Here is a 15,642-nt window from a genome sequence, read left to right as displayed (position 1 = left end):
ACGCTACCGGAACCGGCTCCGGCGGGAAGGTGCCGGCCACCGTTGACGGTCAGCTTCCTGCTGCACCGCCGGCCGCGATCGCCGGCATGATCGCGGCCGTGACGATGACGGTGTTCATCGCCTGCACGGCGCGTTCCACCGCCGTGCCGGCGGGGGAGGCGGCCACCACCTCGTTGATGCGGTGCTTCAGCTCGCGCGCCTTCATCCCGCCCGACTCCGCGGCGAGGATGGGCCGGGCGATCCCCAGCGCCTGCAGGACCGACAGCAGGGTGGCGTCGGCGGCAGTCGGCCAGGCTTGGCCGGCGAGCACCGCTGCCAGGCGCGCACGGAGCATCTGCTCGGGGCCGGCGTTCGCCTCGGGGGTCCGGGGGCGCCCGAGGCCGAGGAAGGTGCGGTCGCCCATCTCCAGCACACCGGCGCGTACGAGGGAGTCGACCACCTGCGCCTCCGGGTCGAGCTTGCCCCAGGTGACCAGGCTCTCCAGCCGGCGGCCGTCCTTCTGTCCGATCAGCGTCAGGGCGGTGTCGAGCACCGGATGGCCGGTCGCCTGGTTGAGCGCCACCATCACCCGCGGCCGCTTCTCCTCGGTGAGAGCCACCCGCTCCGCGACGATCAGGTCGGTCACGACCGCGGCAACGAGACCGTACGCACGCGGGGTGCCCGGCCGCTCCTGCGTCCCCTCGGCCTTCGTCAGCAGCAGATACAACTCTTCGACGATCAGCATGCCTCGACGCTACGCCCCGACCCTGCCGGCCACATCCCCCGCGCGGCGGAACCGCACTCCTGCCCAGGACGCGGCCCGGACGCCAGCCCTCCCCGGCGGCCGCCCGTCACGCCGTGCACAGCAGAAGACCCCGGGCTCTGGGCTCCGGGGTCTTCGGGGTGGGGTGAGTGACGGGACTTGAACCCGCGACTTCTTGGACCACAACCAAGTGCTCTACCGGCTGAGCTACACCCACCATGGGGCGGGAGGTGTGCTCCCGCGTTCCGGTATGAGTCTAGCGGACTCGGCGGAGTGCTTCGATCAGTTATCGGCCGGGGTGGCGCCGGGGGTACCGGACTCGCTGATGGAGCGGGCGAGGGACTGGACGCTGGAGGTGTCGGGGCCCGGCGGGGCGACGAAGGCGGCGGCGCGGTAGTAGCGCAGCTCCTGGATGCTCTCCGAGATGTCGGCGAGGGCGCGGTGGCCGCCGTGCTTGGGCGGGCTGTTGAAGTAGATCCGCGGGTACCAGCGGCGCACGAGCTCCTTGATGCTGGACACGTCCACCATGCGGTAGTGCAGGTAGGAGTCGAGCTGGGGCATGTCGCGGGCGATGAACGTGCGGTCGGTGGCGATGGAGTTGCCGCACAGCGGCGTCTTCTCCGGGGCGTAGCGCTTGATGTGGTCGAGGACGAGGCGCTCGGCCTCCGCGAGCGAGACCCCTTTGTCGAGCACGTCGGTGAGCCCGGAGTCGCGGTGCATCTTCGTGACGAAGTCGCCCATCTGGTCGAGTGCCTGCTGCGGCGGCTTGATGACCACCTCGATCCCCTCATCGAGCTGGTTGAGCTGGCCGTCCGTGATGAGACACGCGACCTCGATCAGCGCGTCTTTGGAGAGGTCCAGCCCCGTCATCTCGCAGTCGATCCACACCAGGCAGTCGTTCATACCGGCCAGCTTATTCCGCTCAGGGGCCCAGACTCCCCGTACCGGGGCCGGTGGTGGCCAACCTGGCGGGTGCTGCGCCGGCACCGGCGCCGGAGGGCGCGGCCGCTGCGCTGGCCGGTGCCGGTTCCGGCGGCTCTGCCGGGCGGTACCGGCAGGTCGCTCGGCTGCACGGGCACTCCGCGGCTAGCATGCCCAGGGTTCCGGCGTGTGCACGGACAGTGAGGGGTCGTGCGCCGCCCCGACCTGCAGTGGAGGACCCATGGACTTGCCGGTTTCCGCACGGGACGTGCCGCTGCGCGCCGCAGCGGGCGCGTTCCTGCTCAATTCCGGACTAGAGAAGCGCGGTGCCGACGCCGAGACCGCAGCCGGTCTGCACGGGATGGCGGCGAACACCTACCCGTTCCTGAACAAGATCCAGCCGGCCGCGTTCGTGCGCCTGCTGTCGGCCGGCGAGATCGCCCTGGGCAGCGCGCTGCTGCTGCCCGTAGTGCCCAGCCGCGCAGCTGGCGCGGGCCTGGCCGCGTTCTCCGCGGGGCTGCTCGGCATGTACCTGCGCACGCCCGGCATGCGCAAGCCCCGCAGCCTCGGCCCGACCCAGGAGGGGCTCCCGCTGGCCAAGGACGTCTGGCTGTTCGCGGCCGGGCTGAGCCTGTCGGTCGGCGACGACGTGCCCAAGGGGTCCGGCCGCTGCTGCCGGTGGCGGCGGCACTCGCGCTGACCGGGCCCGACCCGGCCCGGCCGGAGGGACTGCCGCCGGCCGCCCCGCCGCCGGGGATGCGCAAAGCCCCGGCCCCCGGCATCAGCGGTGCGGGGACCGGGGCTTCTGCGCGCCCGGCGGCCGGATGCTGCGGGGCTCCGTGCGGCGGGAGCCTGCGCGCTACCGGCGGCGTGCGGCTACTGGTACTGGAAGACGTCGATGCCGAACAGCAGCCACATGAAGTCGACGGTGTCGGTGTACTGCAGGACCACGGCCGCGACGAACAGGATGATCACCAGCACCACGATCATCAGCCCGCAGCCGAAGCACCCGCAGCCGCCCTTCTTCTTCTTGCGCGGCTTGGCGGCGGACGCCCCGGGGCCCGGCATACCCGGCGCTCCGGGCTGGCCCCCGTACGGAGCCGGGCCGTAGCCGGGGTCGCCGCCCGGCGGGCCGTAGGGCTGCGGCGGGCCGTCCGGACCAGGGGGCGGGAAGCCGGGGCCGGGGCCGCCGGGCGGCCCGTAGGGGCCGGCGGCCTGCGGGCCCGGGTAGGGCTGCTCCGGACTCGCCGGCGGCCACCCGGGGCCTTGGCCCATCGGGCCGGGTGCGCCTGGGAACGGCGGCTGGTCCGGTCCGCCGGGCGGCCCCTGCGGCGCAGGGCCCGGGAAGGGCGGCTGCGGGCCGGAGGGGCCGAAGTTCTGCGGAGGGCCGCCGTACTGGGGGCCGGGGACGGGCGGCTGCTGGGGGCCCGACTGCGCCCCGGGCTGCGGTGCCGGCGGGAAGGGCGGCTGCTGCGGACCGGACGGGGCATAGGGGGCGGCCTGCTGCGGGCCGGAGGGCGCGTACGGGTTGGGCGCCCCCGGGCCGCCGGGGCCTTCGGGAGCGCCGAAGGGCGGGTACAGGCCGGGCCCCTGCGGCGGGCCGGGCTGCGGGGGAGCGTCCTGGGGGCCGGCAGCCTGCGGAGCGCCGTAGGGAGCGCTGTACGGGTCGGCCGGGGCCTGCTCCGGGCCGCCGGGCGAGCCGGGGCCGCCGGGGGCCCCGGGCGGCACGGCGCCGGGCTCGGCCGGGAACGCGCCCGGCTGGCCGGGCGCAGGCGCCTGGCCCTGCTGCATCTGCTCCTCGTAGCGGCGCTGCTGCTCTTCGTACTGCCGCTGCTGCTCCTCCTGGCGGCGCTGCTCCTGCGCCGCCCGCTCCTCGGCCTCCTTCTGCCGCTGCTCCTCCTTCTGCTGCTTGCGCTCTCCCGCGAACTCCGAGATGCCCTCGCGCAGGTCGCCGAGGAGGCGGTTGAACCCGGCCTTGCGCTCACCGTCGCCGCTGCCGCCGCTCTCCTGCGCGTCCGGCCGGGCGCCGCCGAGCGCCGCGGCGATATCGGGGTCGTTCGGGTCGTAGACCGCGGTACCCGGCGCGCCGCCGGACGGGGCCGCACCCGCGGAGGGCGACTGGTCGGTCAGGTCGTTGGTGGGCTCGTCGTTGTCGGCGAAGGGGTCGACGTTGAGCGTGGCGCCAGGAGAGACGCGGGCGGTGGCCGGGCCGTCCTCGTAGGGGACCGCGCCGGTGCCCTGGCCGGCTTGCGCCTGCGCGGGGTCGATGCGGACGGTGCTGGGCTCGTCGGTCTCCGGCTGCGCGGGCGGCTGGGGCCCGGACGGCGACCACGCCGCAGCGGCCGGCTCCGGCCGGCCCGCCGGGGCACCCGCGCTTGGGGGATCGATGCGCATGGTGCTGGGCTCGTCGTCGCCGGGGTTCGCGGCGCCGCCGGCGGGCGGTGCGACGGGGACCGTGCCGGGGCCGTCCTCGAATCCGCCGCTGCGGGGGATCGTGGGCTCGTCGACGGGCTCGGCCGGCGGGCCGGCGGCGCCGCGGAGGGCCGCGGCGCGGTCCGCCGGGTCGATGCGCATCGTGCTCGGCTCGTCGCCGACCGCGCCGGCGTCCGGGCCGCTGGTGCTCCCAGCGCCGCCGGGTGCGGACGGCGCGATGCGGACGGTGCTCGGTTCGTCGCCGAATCCGTCCCCGCCGAGACCGCCGTGCCGCGGAATCGTCGCGTCGCTGTCCTCGCCGCCGCCGGCGGCGTCAGCGCCGGCGCCGCTCTGCTCCGGTTCGGCGGCCGCCCGGAGTTCGGCGAGGTCGCGGACGTGCTGCGTCCACTCCTCGCCGTTCCACCATCGGACGAGGCCGCTGCCCCCGTGCGGGTCCTGGTACCAGCCTGGCTCGATCGATCCACCCATGGCCGACAGACTAAGGGGTTTTCGGACCGGCGCTGTAGCCGGAACGGGCCGTCACGGGAGCGCCTGGGCCGAGGGCGGTGCGCCGTTCTCACTCTGCGCGACAACGGCCGGCAGTCCGATCGGGAGCCGGGCCGACAGCGTCGGCCGGAGCGCAGGCGGGACGGGCGGCTCCCGGTGCTCGGCAGTGGCGGCGAGGAGACGCTCCGTGTCGATGGCGCCAGGTCCGGAATCGGGACATCCAGGCACCTGCGACGCGCCGAAATGTCCGCCGCGGTTCCAGTGCGCCACCGCATGGGGATCGGAGTGCTCGATCCGCGGAGCATCCGGAACCCGCGCGGCCGCCGGCGGCTGTCCGGCCGGCCAGGTGCGCGGGACGCCCCAGCTGTCCAGCCACTCCAGCAGGGTTCCGGCGCCTTCCAGGGGGCCGTCGGTGAACGGCGCCGAGACGTATCCGATCACCACGATCACCAGGCAGGTGCGGCCCTCGCGGGCGGCGTCGGTGCTGCGGTCCGAGGGCAGCGCGGCGCTGGCCGGCGCGAACGAGGCGAGCTGGCCGGTGGCCGGGGCGGTCGCCGGCAGCAGCTGGGCCACGTCGCCGTGCAGGGGGTTCCAGACGATGTGGGCGGACCGCCCGTCGCCGTCGAGGCGCTGGGCGACGGACCGGGCGGAGAGGGAGCGGGGGTCGGTGCCGGTGGTCCGCCACACCGCGCGCGGAGCGCCCCCGAGGAAAGGTCCGCCGGGGGTGAAGGAATGCTTGACCCGTCCCGCCCCCGGCATCCATGCGTCGGCCACGGCCGCCACCCTTCAATCCACAGCACAACCAACCTTCTGGGTACGCGAGCGCGCGGGCAAAGTCCATAGGCCCGATGACGGGGGGAAGGGGGTTGTATCGGGTGGGATCTCTACGGATGCGGACGGAGCGGGCGCTCACCCAGGGCTTCCGGGCGGCCCCGATGCGTCACGGGGCTGCGCAAACGCACGGGACGGGCGGCGGCGGGGGAGCAGAACGGGTTCCGTGCGGCTCCGCGCCCGGAACGGCGCCGGCCCGCGGCGGCGGAGCGGCACGGCGCCGCCGCTGCGGGCCGTGCTGCGCGCCGCCCCGGGCCGCGCCGGGGGGCACGGCCCCTCAGGAGCCGCCTGCGCCCGCGGTTCCGCCGGCGCCCTCCAGGCGCTGGGAGAACGCCTGCAGGAAGATGTCGCCGATCTTGGACGGGTCCTCGGTCTGGTAGGCCTCGCCGCCGGTCAGCTCGGCGACCTTCTTCATCGGCTCCAGGTCGATGTTGGGGCCGAAGGCGATGGTGAACACCGGGATCGGGTGGTTCGGCGACCCCTCCTCCTCGATGGCGGAGGCGAGCTGCTTGAGCGAGATGCCGTCGGGGTCGTCGTCGTTGCCGTCGGTGAGCATGAGGATCGCGTTGACCCGGTCCGACTTGTAGGAGTTCATCATCTCCCGGTACGCCGCCAGGTAGGTGTCGTACAGGCCGGTGTCGCCGTCGGACACCGGCTCGATCTCGGAGAGGTCGCCGGCGATGTCCTGCTCGTGGGTGCCGCCGCCGGAGCCCTCGCTGCCGAGCTCGGCGATGGGCAGCCGCTCGCGGTGGTCCAGGTCGCCGTCGAGGCCCACCGAGAACTCCCAGATCCCGAGCTCGGTGTCCTCGGGGAACAGGGTGAGCCCTTCCTGCGCGGCGCTGGTCATCACCTGCATGCGGGTGGCGCCGGTGCCCGGCACCTGCTCCAGCATCGATCCGGACACGTCGATGATGGTGAGCAGCCGGGTGCCGAGCTTGAACTGGTTCCAGGCCTGGGTGAGGCTCTGGATGGTGCCGCTGCTCGGCGTGGGCAGGCTCTCCGGTGCCTTCTCGGAGAAGCCCATGTCCTCGGTGAGGACCTCGGGGTCGGCGCTGCCGTCGGCGGTGCGGAAGCCCTCCTCCAGGAAGCGGTCCTGGGCGGAGGCGTCGGTGAGGGCGGCGCGGAACACCTCGGCGGCCCGCGTGGTGAGCGGGTCGTCGGTGCGGGTCACGTAGGGGTAGTCGAGGTTGTAGGAGCCGCTCTCCGGGTAGCCGACCTCCGCGGGGGCGTCGGTGTGGGCGGCGTTGTAGCGCAGCGCGGCCTGCTCGGACAGCACCAGCACCGGGTCGTCGCCGCCCTTGGCGCTCTGCTTGGCGAACGCCTCGAACGCGGCCTCCTCGTTCGGCGTCGCGCCCTTCTGCAGGGACTGCAGCGCCGCGACGAGCTGGGGGCGGCCCTCCTGGTCGCCGTCGTCGATGGCGGCGGAGATCAGCGCGAGCGTCGCCAGACCGGAGGAGCTGCGCACCGGATCCACGAGGCGGACGTCGGTGCCGCCGGAGCCGCCGGACGGGGCCGAGGTGGGCACCAGTGTCGACCAGGACGCCTTGTCCTTGTCCTCGCCGCCGCCCTCGCTGTCCGCGGGCTGGGCCAGAACCAGCGGAGAGGACGCGATGGAGGTGCCGGTGTCGGTGACGCCGCCCTTGCCCGCCTGCTCCTGGACGAAGGAGACCCACAGCGACGAGTCGGGGATCCACACCTGGGAATCGGTGTCGCCCATGGTGGGGCCGCCGCCGGTGATGCCGTAGGCGACGTCGGCCGGCTCGGCGCCGCTCACCTCGGCGCGGACGCACTGGCCGTCGACCGCGTGGTCGGCCTCGTTGAAGCTCTGGGCGACCGCCTGCGCGGGCGCGGCCATCTCCGGGCTGACGGCGACGTCGAGGGTGATGTCGGTGCCGCTGCAGCCGCTCTCGCTGATGAAGATGTAGGTCCCGGTCAGGCCGACAGCGAGGACTATGGCGCAGGCCGCCGCTATCGCGGCGATGGCGCCTCCGCGGCGCCGGCGCCGGGTGCGGCCCTCGGGGCGCCCGCCGCCCGCGCCGGCGGCGCGGCGGGATCGGCCCGCGCCGCCTCCGCCGGACGCCCCGGAGGAGGCGGCGCCGGCGGCGTCAGGGGCTGAAGCGCTGTCGTCTTCGTGGTTTCCGCGATGGCGTCCCAAGGTGGTCCTCGTCGTGTACTCGATCGGGAGGCGGGTCCGGTCGGAGGGCTCCCGGGGGAGGATGGAGCCGTAATCGGGTGTTTCGGAAGGGTAGCGGAGGCCGAAATGGGGGGAAACGGGGGCTTCGGTGCAGTTCGCTCCCCGGGAGGCCGGAGCTGCCCGGCGGCCGGACCGGTCTGCGGCCCCTGCCGGAAGCCGCGGTCCCTGCCGCGCAGGGGATGTCGTCAGTGCTGGTGGGGGCGGCCGGGGCAGGGGCCGGGGTGTGGTGCTGTGCCGCGGCGCCGGGGCAGGGGCGCCGCGGCGGCCGTCACCCGTCGCAGTCGGGCACGCACAGGCGGCGCGAGATCGAGCTGAGGAAGATGTCGCCGATTTCGGCCGCGTCGTCAGTGACCGACAGCGTGCCGCTGGTGGCGGAGGCGATCTGCTCCAGTTCGGCGCGCTCGGCCTGCTCGCCGAAGGCGATGATGAACATGGTGACCGGGCGCTCGGGGTCGAAGCGGTCCTGCAGCTCGGCCACGAGCTCGTCGTGGCTGATGTCGCTGGAGCCGCCGTCCTCGCCGGCGGTCAGCACGATGACGGAGTTGATGCGGTCTTCGTCGTAGCCCTCCTGCACCTCGCGGTAGGCGTCGAGGATGTTGTCGTAGAGCCGCGAGCCGCCGCCGGCGGCCTCGATGTCCGCGGCGACGTTCTGCAGCTGCTCGCGGCGGGTCTGCCCGCTTTCGCCGGGGGCGTCGCCCAGCGGGCCGAGCGTGGCGCCGCTCTCCCGGCCCTCCGCGCCGTTGCGGTCCGACATCAGCCACAGGCCCATGTCGGTCTCGTCGGGGAAGAGCTGGAGGCCCAGCTCCGCGGCGTCGCGGGTGACCTCCATCCGGGAGGGGCCGCCGTTCAGGTCGGCCTCCATGGCCGCCGACACGTCGGCGAGGACCATGGTGCGCGACTGCATGGACAGCCGGTTCCAGTCGTCCAGCGACGCCAAAAGCGCGTCGCCGGTGAGCCGGTCGTGCGTCTCCGGGACATCCGGGTCGATGCCGGGGCGCTCCTCCAGCGCGGCCGGCGCGGTCCCGTCGGGGGCGCGGAAGCCGGAGTCGCGCAACCGCTCCTGGTACTGGTCGCCGGTGAGGACGGAATAGAGGTCGTCGGCTGCCGCCCGGGACCACTCCTCCTCGCCGGTGCTGACGTAGGGGTAGTCGAGCAGGACGGTGCCGTCCTCGGGGTAGAGGGCCTCCAGCGGGGTCTCGGGGGAGCGCCCGTTGAAGTCGGCCACCGCCTGCTCCGGCAGGACGGCGAGCGGCGCCGTGCCGGCGCCGGAGGACGGAAAGGCCGCGGCGGGGTCGAGTTCACCGAACGCGGTGTCTAGCTGGACGTCGCGCACGAAGTCGGTGACGTCGGCGTCGGCCTGGTCACCGGTGCCCAGCGCGGAGCGGACCGCGTTCATCGCGGCCATGCCCTCCACCCCGCGGTTGGGGTCGACCATCACCAGCGGCCGCTCCGGCTCGCGCTCACCGGGCAGGACCAGGTCCCAGTCGGCCTCGTCCGGCGCCGGGATCCCCTTGGCGTCCTCGGGTGCGGCGAGCACGACGGGGGAGCTGGCCAGTGAGCGGGGCGCCGTCTCGATGCTCTGCGCGCCGGTCTCGGAGACGCGCGTCAGCTCGACCCACGCCGAGGACTCCGGGATCCACACGTCGGGGCGGACCGCGCTGGTGCTGGCCGTGTTCCCGGCGACGCCGCCGCCGGCGAGCTCGGTCATGATGCGGTGCGGCGCGGTCTCGTCGGCCTGGGCGTAGACGCACACGCCGCCGTAGGAGTGGCCGGCGGAGTTGAACTCCTCGGCGGCCTCGCGCACGATCGGCGCCATGCTCTGCGTGCTGGAGACGCGCAGGTAGCGGGTTTCGCCGCAGCCGGCCCAGCGCAGCCCCAGCGGCACGGCGATGCTGAGCGCGACGATTGCGGCCACCGCGATCGCGGCGATCCCCATCGGGGAGCGCAGCACACTGCGCCCTTCCGCGGGGGGAGCGGGGGCGCTGCTGCGGGAGCGGTTGCGCCATGGGCGCCGCTCGATACGGTGTCGGCCGCTGGACACATTTTCTCCGGGGGGTACAGAAACCGGCGGTTTGCGCGTGTTCGACGCGACCTTACTGCCTGGTAGCCAAGGGGAGAAGAGGACCGGGTCACCCGGTGCGGCCACCGGGCCGCACGCGGCAGCCGGGGCGCGAGTGTGACCGCCCGCGGTGATCGTGGTTAAGATGCGTGATCGGTCCATGCCCAAACCTCGCGGAGAGAGCGCCGTAACCGGCGCCGCGCGTGTCCGCCCCTCGAAACGGACGCGAACGGCAGCCGCACATACGGCGTCTCAAGGGGGAGATCCGCGATGAGGCGGGCTGCGGCGGCCCCTCCGCCGTACGACGAGCCGAGTAAAGAGCCGACTTCTTAGAGTGGCGGATATGGCGAAGCGGAACCCCCGTTCCTGGTCCTCCCGGGCCCATAGCAGTACGGTGCTCGCCGGCCTGTGCGCCGGCGGCGCGCTCACCTGGGCACTCGTCGCGGGTGCAGCACTGGTGTCCTCCCCAGTGCCGCAGGCGGCGGCGCAGCCCTCCGCTGCGGGCGGCCCCAACACGGTGGCCGACACTGCTCCCAGCGCCGTCGACGCGCCCACCGGCCGCCTCCAGATCCAGGTCTCCTCCGAGGACCGCGCCTACATCCAGAACCTCACCTGCACCGGCGACGCCGTCGACGACTCCGACCTCTGCCGCGAGCTGGCCGCTGTCGCCGACGAACTGCGCGCCGAGGAGTCCGGCGGCCTCTTCGACGAGGTGCCGGGCGGCGCCGTCTGCGAGGACGACCGCGTCTACGGCCCGGGCGAGGCCGTCATCTCCGGCGAGTGGGACGGCGAAGAAGTCGACACCGCCCTCACCCGCGAAGACTCCTGCGAAGAGGCCCGCTGGCAGCGCCTCCGCCCGCTGACCGACCCGATGGAGTAGTCAGCGTTTCCCGCCGGACCCACCGGCCGCGGACAGCTTCGGCGGGCGAATGTGTGCGCGAGCCTTATGCACCGGTACGTGCTGCTGCCGTTAGGCGCGCGGTGCAGCCGATCGGGCGAAGCGGCACAGGGCGAGCAGCGCGTTGCGGTCCCAGGACTCGCCGTTGGTTATGCGCTGCTCGGGTGGCACTGGCAGTGCTGAGCGGTAGGCGCGCAGGGCCTGCTGGATGGCGGGGTGGTGTTCTTCGGGCAGGTGGGAGAGGGCCCAGAGGGCGCCTTCCTCCTTGCTGAGCACGTTGCGGTCTGTTCCCGAGAGCAGTTCCAGCGTCCGGCAGATGTTGAGGATGCCGTAGAACGGCGATTCGAGGATGCCCTGCTCCGCGGTGATCCAGTCGAAGTCCGCGAGGACCGCGGCGGTGTAGTCAGACCACGCAACGGGGCCGAAGACCTCGGAGACCGGCGGGCCGTCGACCGCTATGCCGCGGCGGCCCGCCATGGCCAGGTGCGCCGAGAGGTCGCCGTCCTCTCCGGCCGCTGTCCAGTCGACGCTGTCGGACAGGATGCGCCGGTGCCAGCCGGGGGAGTACTGCACCTCATACGGCGGGGTCTGCGGAGGGGTGGCAGCCGTATCGGCCGTGATGGCGGTCATCTCGATGCCTCCGACCGGGCGGCGTGCCTCTTCGCTCGTTGCGACGGACAGGGCCGCGTGCCTGCGCTCGGCTGGGGACAGCGGTCTTGACACCACAACGAGCAGGTCGATGTCGCTCTTCGGCGGGTAGTAGCAGCCGGTCGCCAGTGAGCCGTGGAGATACGTGCCGAGGTAGGAGTCCGGGGTGAGGGATGCGGCCGCCTCGGCCACCTCCGCCACCCGCTCCCGGGCCTCGGCATCGCAGTCCGGCCACTGCTGACCGTGCGGGCCGTTCCGGTGCAAGCTCCGCCTCCACTGCTGCTCGTTCTGGACCCCGTTCCAGGCGGGTCTGCCTGCACACCGGAATACCGGCGCGGTCTGCCCGGCGCAAGGCATCGGGGAGAATGGGGGGTCATGCACCCCATCGTGATCGAGGATCCCGCTGACCCGCGGCTGGACGACTATGTCCGGCTGCGGGACGTGAGCCTGCGCAAGAGCCTGGAGAGTGAGCGCGGGCTGTTCATGGCCGAGGGGGACCGGGTGATCCGGCGGGCGCTTGCGGCCGGGTATGCGCCGCGGTCGGTGCTGCTGACCGAGCGGCGGAGGGACCTGCTGGACGACGTTCTCGCCGACAGCGGTGTTCCGCTCTACATCGTGTCCGAGGACGTGGCGCGCGGCCTGGTCGGCTTCCACCTGCACCGCGGCGCCATGGCGTCGTTCCACCGCCCCGCGCCCGCGCCAGTCGACGCCGTCCTGGACGGTGCGCGCAGCGTGGTGGTGCTGGAGGACATCGTGGACCACACCAACGTGGGCGCGATCTTCCGCAGCGCCGCCGGGCTCGGCGTCGACGCGGTACTGCTGTCGCCGCGGTGCGCCGATCCGCTCTACCGGCGCTCGGTGAAGGTCGCCATGGGGGCGGTGTTCACGCTGCCCTACGCCCGGATCGACGACTGGTACACCGGGCCCGCCCGGCTGCGCGAACGCGGATTCCGCACGCTGGCCCTCACCCCCGCGCCCGATTCGGTGCCGATCGGGCCGGCGCTGGCCGAGGCCCCCGGAGCGCCCACCGCGCTGCTGCTGGGAACCGAGGGCGACGGCCTCTCGCCGCACTGGATGGCCGCCGCCGGGCAGCGCGTGCGGATCCCGATGGCCGGGCGCGACGTCGACTCGTTCAACGTGACCGCCGCGGCGGCCATCGCCTGCTACGAACTGGTGCGGCATCAGGGGCAGGCGGCGTGAGCTGAGGCGCCGCTCGGTGCGCCCCTGACCGGCGGCGCGCTCCGGCGCTCCTGGTAACTTCCCAGCGCGGCCGGTCAGCCGTGCAACGGCACGGCCGGGCCGCGCAACGGCGCGTGCAGCAGAGCAGGAGGCGGATATGGCGGACCGGGTACTGGTGCCCTGGGAGCAGAACCTCAGCAGCGTCCCCGCGGGGATGGACGGGGTGCTCTTCGACGGGGAAGGCGACCCGGAGGGCCTGGATGACGTGGTCTTCTACGTCATGCCCTACGGCCTCGGCCAGCGGACCGACCTGCTGGAGCGCATGCCCCGGCTGCAGACCGTGCAGCTGCTGACGGCCGGCTACGAGAACGTGCTCGACGTGCTTCCCGAGGGCGTCGTGCTCGCCAACGGCCGCGGCCTGCACGACGCCAGCACCGCCGAGCACGCCCTCGCGCTCATGCTCGCCTCCCAGCGCGACTTCCCGCAGTGGTCCCGAGACCAGGCCGCGCACGCGTGGAACCCGCACTACACGCGCTCGCTCGCCGGGTCGCGGGTGCTGATCGTCGGCTACGGCAGCATCGGCGCGGCGATCGAGCGGCGCCTACTGGCCAGCGAGTGCGAGGTGGTGCGCGTGGCGCGCCGCGCGCGCCCGGAGGAGGACGTGCACGCGATCGGCGACCTGCACCGGCTGCTGCCGGAGGCCGACATCGTGGTGCTGGTGACGCCGCTGACCGAGCAGACGCGCGGACTGATGGGCGCGGCGGAACTGGCGCTTCTCCGCGATGACGCACTCGTCGTGAACGTGGGCCGCGGACCGATCCTGGACACCGCCGCGCTGCTCGCCGAGAAGGGGCGGGTGCGCGCGGCCCTGGACGTCACCGAACCCGAGCCGCTGCCCTCGTCCCACCCGCTGTGGAACGCGCCGGGCGTCCTCGTCACGCCGCACGTGGCCGGCGGCTCGGACGCCTTCTATCCCGCTGCGCGCTCCTTCGTCGACGCCCAGTTGCGCCGCTGGGGCGCGGGCGAACCGCTCGCGAACGTGGTGTCCGGCGGCCGCTGAAGAGGGCCGCCTCCGGGGGCGGCCCGGCTGCGGGCCCAGGGGCCCGGCGGCCTGCGCCGCTCCCCCCTCCCGGAGCGATGCCTGACTCAGGCGGCCGCCGCGGGACGGGGCGCCGAGGACACTGCCGCTGTGCGGCACCGGGGCGCCCGGTCAGCGCGCGGCGGATGCCGCGGCCACCGGGGCGTCGAAGTCGGTCCGGTGGTCGAACATCCATGCGTGGCCCTTCCGCGCCGCGATCAGCCGGAACACCAGCGGCAGCATGAGGTCGCGCAGGAAGACCTGGACACGGCCGGCGGCGAGCTTGTCGTTGCCCCGGCGGCGCCCTTCGGCGACGATGCGCTCGACCCGGTCGCGCCGCAGCCCCTCGTAGGTGCGCAGGGCCTCGGCCGGGTCGCCGATGTCGCGCAGGCAGCGCGCAACGGTCACCGCGTCTTCAAGGGCCAGCGAAGCGCCCTGCCCACTGGAGGAGGAGACCGCGTGCGCGGCGTCGCCGACCAGGCCGATGTGCCCGCTGCTCCAGCGGGGCAGCGTTGCGATGTCGTACACCCCGAACGGGGTGAAGCTGTCGTCCGGGGCCGCGCGCAGGATGCGGGAGACCGCGGGCTGGTCGCCGTCGAACAGCCCGAGCAGGTGGGCGCGCCATTCTTCCAGGCCGGTGGGGTCGCTCCGGTCCAGCTCCGGGTGGGGCGCGTTGACGAACCAGTAGGCGGTGCCGCCGTGCACGAAGTGCCCGAAGAACGCGCGGCGGCCGAACATCATCCGGGTGGTGGCCGGCGGCGTCGGCGGTACCCCGTCGGCCGGCGCGGTCCCGCCGAAGTTGAGCAGGCCCGTGTAGGAGGGCGCCGGCGCTCCGGGATCCATTGCACGGCGGACGGGGGAGTGCAGGCCGTCGGCGCCGAGCAGCACGTCGGCGTGCTCGCGGGAGCCGTCCGCGAAGACGGCGGTGACCCCGTCGGGGCCGTGGTCCTCCACCCCGGCCAGCCGGCGCTCGTAGTCGATGCTGACGCCCTGGGCGGCCGCCCCCTCGGCGAGGCGCGCGTTGAGCGCGCTCCGCATCAGCGTCCGGGACTGCAGGTCGGCGCCGAGCTCGGCGGACCCGTCGTCGATCGTGCCGAGGCGGCGCCCGGCGCCGTTGCTGAACTCGATGGCGCTGGTGGGGCAGACGGCCGCCGCCAGGACGGGCTCCAGCAGGCCCAGGGTGTCGAGGACGGCGAGGCCGTTCGGTGCGAGGGTGAGGAAGCTGCCGCCGGCGTCGGGCCCCGGCCGGGCTTCGGCGACGCGGGCGTCGATCCCGGCTCGGGCGAGTGCGGTGGCGGTGACCGGTCCGGCGATGCCGCCGCCGGCGATGAGGACCTTCATGGCGACTCCTGTATTATTTAGTTCGTACGAAAGAAATATAATCGCGAAGGGCGCAACCGTCAATGGAGCAATCCGACCGGCCGGCGAGCGGCCCGGGCCGTGCAGCGGAAGAGCGCGGCCCAGCAGGGGAGCGGGACGAGATCCTGGCGCGCATCAGGGATGCGGGGCGCGGGATGAGCGACGCCGCGGTCCTCTTCCACACCGCCCTGAGCTCCCGGCTCGGCATGGGCGCCAGCGACTGGAAGGTGATGGGCCTGGTGCAGGCGCACGGCCCGCTCACCGCCGGCGAGCTGGTCCGCCGCTCGGGCCTGAAGCCGGCCTCGATCACCGGTGTCCTCGACCGCCTGGAGGGCCGCGGCCTGCTCCGCCGCCACCGGGACGGCGCCGACCGCAGGCGCGTCCTCGTCGAGATCGGCGCGCTGCCGCAGGCCGACGGTGCCTTCGACGGCCTGCTCCGCCGCCTCGACGCCCTCTGCTCCGGCTACTCCGACACCGAGCTCACCCTGATCGCGGGCTTCCTCGAAGAGTCGGCGCGCCTGCAGACCGAGGCCACCGCCGAGTTGGAGGGCCGGCCCGCGGACGGGGGCTGATCTGCGCGGCGGTTGCGCAGCTGCGCTTCAGATGCGCGTGCGCCGGGCTGCTTTCGGCGCGGCACCGGATCGCCGGCGCCGCGCAGGACGAGGGCCGAGGTGGAGCGTGCCGAACAGCGCCGGTCGGCCGGTGGGCGGGCGGCGGTTGATTCGGGTGGGGCGTAGCGAGGCAGAGCGGCCAGCGGCGAACCGTCAGGCCAGTCCGCGAACGGAGGCTGATCTGTGCGGATGGGCAGCCGTCG

General features: G+C 74.0%; 13 protein-coding genes and 1 tRNA gene. 5 read left to right on the top strand and 9 right to left on the bottom strand.

Annotated features, from left to right (window positions below):
- Positions 1-49: 49 nt before the first annotated feature.
- The 3 genes from ACYVGT_RS03800 to orn form a co-directional block, all read right to left on the bottom strand.
- A complete protein-coding gene (locus ACYVGT_RS03800; RefSeq protein WP_460854967.1) occupies positions 50-724 on the bottom strand; it encodes a GOLPH3/VPS74 family protein in 675 nt (224 codons plus the stop codon).
- 159 nt (positions 725-883) lie between these two features.
- Positions 884-959 (bottom strand) — tRNA-His (locus ACYVGT_RS03795).
- 65 nt (positions 960-1,024) lie between these two features.
- Positions 1,025-1,645 (bottom strand): oligoribonuclease, encoded by a 621-nt coding sequence (gene orn / locus ACYVGT_RS03790; protein WP_460854966.1) that lies wholly within the window; start codon positions 1,643-1,645, stop codon positions 1,025-1,027.
- A 259-nt stretch (positions 1,646-1,904) separates the two neighbouring features.
- Between orn and ACYVGT_RS03785 the strand changes: the two genes are divergently transcribed.
- Entirely contained in the window at positions 1,905-2,363 is a 459-nt protein-coding gene (locus ACYVGT_RS03785; protein ID WP_460854965.1) for a hypothetical protein, read from the top strand.
- Positions 2,364-2,539: 176 nt separating this feature from the next.
- Here ACYVGT_RS03785 and ACYVGT_RS03780 read toward each other — a convergent pair whose 3' ends face one another.
- The 4 genes from ACYVGT_RS03780 to ACYVGT_RS03765 form a co-directional block, all read right to left on the bottom strand.
- Complete coding sequence (locus ACYVGT_RS03780; protein ID WP_460854964.1) at positions 2,540-4,564, bottom strand: hypothetical protein; 2,025 nt, start codon at positions 4,562-4,564, stop codon at positions 2,540-2,542.
- 51 nt (positions 4,565-4,615) lie between these two features.
- A complete protein-coding gene (locus ACYVGT_RS03775; RefSeq protein ID WP_460854963.1) occupies positions 4,616-5,356 on the bottom strand; it encodes a hypothetical protein in 741 nt (246 codons plus the stop codon).
- Between the two features lie 334 nt (positions 5,357-5,690).
- Positions 5,691-7,568: a substrate-binding and VWA domain-containing protein gene (locus ACYVGT_RS03770; RefSeq protein WP_460854962.1), complete on the bottom strand. Its 1,878-nt coding sequence runs from the start codon at positions 7,566-7,568 to the stop codon at positions 5,691-5,693.
- A 307-nt stretch (positions 7,569-7,875) separates the two neighbouring features.
- A complete protein-coding gene (locus ACYVGT_RS03765) occupies positions 7,876-9,648 on the bottom strand; it encodes a substrate-binding and VWA domain-containing protein (protein WP_460854961.1) in 1,773 nt (590 codons plus the stop codon).
- Between the two features lie 361 nt (positions 9,649-10,009).
- Here ACYVGT_RS03765 and ACYVGT_RS03760 point away from each other — a divergent pair, with 361 nt between their 5' ends.
- Positions 10,010-10,546 (top strand): hypothetical protein, encoded by a 537-nt coding sequence (locus ACYVGT_RS03760; protein WP_460854960.1) that lies wholly within the window; start codon positions 10,010-10,012, stop codon positions 10,544-10,546.
- Positions 10,547-10,636: 90 nt separating this feature from the next.
- On the opposite strand, the gene ACYVGT_RS03755 is transcribed toward ACYVGT_RS03760, so the two are convergent.
- A complete protein-coding gene (locus ACYVGT_RS03755; protein WP_460854959.1) occupies positions 10,637-11,476 on the bottom strand; it encodes an aminoglycoside adenylyltransferase domain-containing protein in 840 nt (279 codons plus the stop codon).
- Between the two features lie 111 nt (positions 11,477-11,587).
- On the opposite strand from ACYVGT_RS03755, the gene ACYVGT_RS03750 reads away from it, so the two are divergent.
- Positions 11,588-12,412 carry a TrmH family RNA methyltransferase gene (locus ACYVGT_RS03750; protein WP_460854958.1) on the top strand — a complete coding sequence of 275 codons (825 nt, stop codon included), beginning with the start codon at positions 11,588-11,590 and terminating at the stop codon, positions 12,410-12,412.
- Between the two features lie 136 nt (positions 12,413-12,548).
- Entirely contained in the window at positions 12,549-13,451 is a 903-nt protein-coding gene (locus ACYVGT_RS03745; protein ID WP_460854957.1) for a 2-hydroxyacid dehydrogenase, read from the top strand.
- Between the two features lie 150 nt (positions 13,452-13,601).
- Here ACYVGT_RS03745 and ACYVGT_RS03740 read toward each other — a convergent pair whose 3' ends face one another.
- Positions 13,602-14,810, bottom strand: coding sequence for an FAD-dependent oxidoreductase (locus tag ACYVGT_RS03740; RefSeq protein ID WP_460854956.1), 1,209 nt, complete (start codon positions 14,808-14,810; stop codon positions 13,602-13,604).
- Between the two features lie 62 nt (positions 14,811-14,872).
- On the opposite strand from ACYVGT_RS03740, the gene ACYVGT_RS03735 reads away from it, so the two are divergent.
- Positions 14,873-15,400 carry a MarR family winged helix-turn-helix transcriptional regulator gene (locus ACYVGT_RS03735; RefSeq protein WP_460854955.1) on the top strand — a complete coding sequence of 176 codons (528 nt, stop codon included), beginning with the start codon at positions 14,873-14,875 and terminating at the stop codon, positions 15,398-15,400.
- The last annotated feature ends 242 nt before the right edge of the window (positions 15,401-15,642 follow it).

The organism is Nocardiopsis coralliicola (assembly GCF_054779695.1).
Note: the sequence above shows the minus strand (reverse complement) of the source record. Positions and strands in the feature narration are given on the sequence as shown.

Excerpts from the sequence above, each read along its gene's own strand:
- ACYVGT_RS03785 (WP_460854965.1), top strand. The coding sequence starts at position 1,905 with ATGGACTTGCCGGTTTCCGCACGGGACGTGCCGCTGCGCGCCGCAGCG.
- orn (WP_460854966.1), bottom strand. The coding sequence starts at position 1,645 with ATGAACGACTGCCTGGTGTGGATCGACTGCGAGATGACGGGGCTGGAC.
- ACYVGT_RS03760 (WP_460854960.1), top strand. The coding sequence starts at position 10,010 with ATGGCGAAGCGGAACCCCCGTTCCTGGTCCTCCCGGGCCCATAGCAGT.
- ACYVGT_RS03740 (WP_460854956.1), bottom strand. The coding sequence starts at position 14,810 with ATGAAGGTCCTCATCGCCGGCGGCGGCATCGCCGGACCGGTCACCGCC.
- ACYVGT_RS03735 (WP_460854955.1), top strand. The coding sequence starts at position 14,873 with ATGGAGCAATCCGACCGGCCGGCGAGCGGCCCGGGCCGTGCAGCGGAA.
- ACYVGT_RS03750 (WP_460854958.1), top strand. The coding sequence starts at position 11,588 with ATGCACCCCATCGTGATCGAGGATCCCGCTGACCCGCGGCTGGACGAC.
- ACYVGT_RS03745 (WP_460854957.1), top strand. The coding sequence starts at position 12,549 with ATGGCGGACCGGGTACTGGTGCCCTGGGAGCAGAACCTCAGCAGCGTC.
- ACYVGT_RS03800 (WP_460854967.1), bottom strand. The coding sequence starts at position 724 with ATGCTGATCGTCGAAGAGTTGTATCTGCTGCTGACGAAGGCCGAGGGG.
- ACYVGT_RS03780 (WP_460854964.1), bottom strand. The coding sequence starts at position 4,564 with ATGGGTGGATCGATCGAGCCAGGCTGGTACCAGGACCCGCACGGGGGC.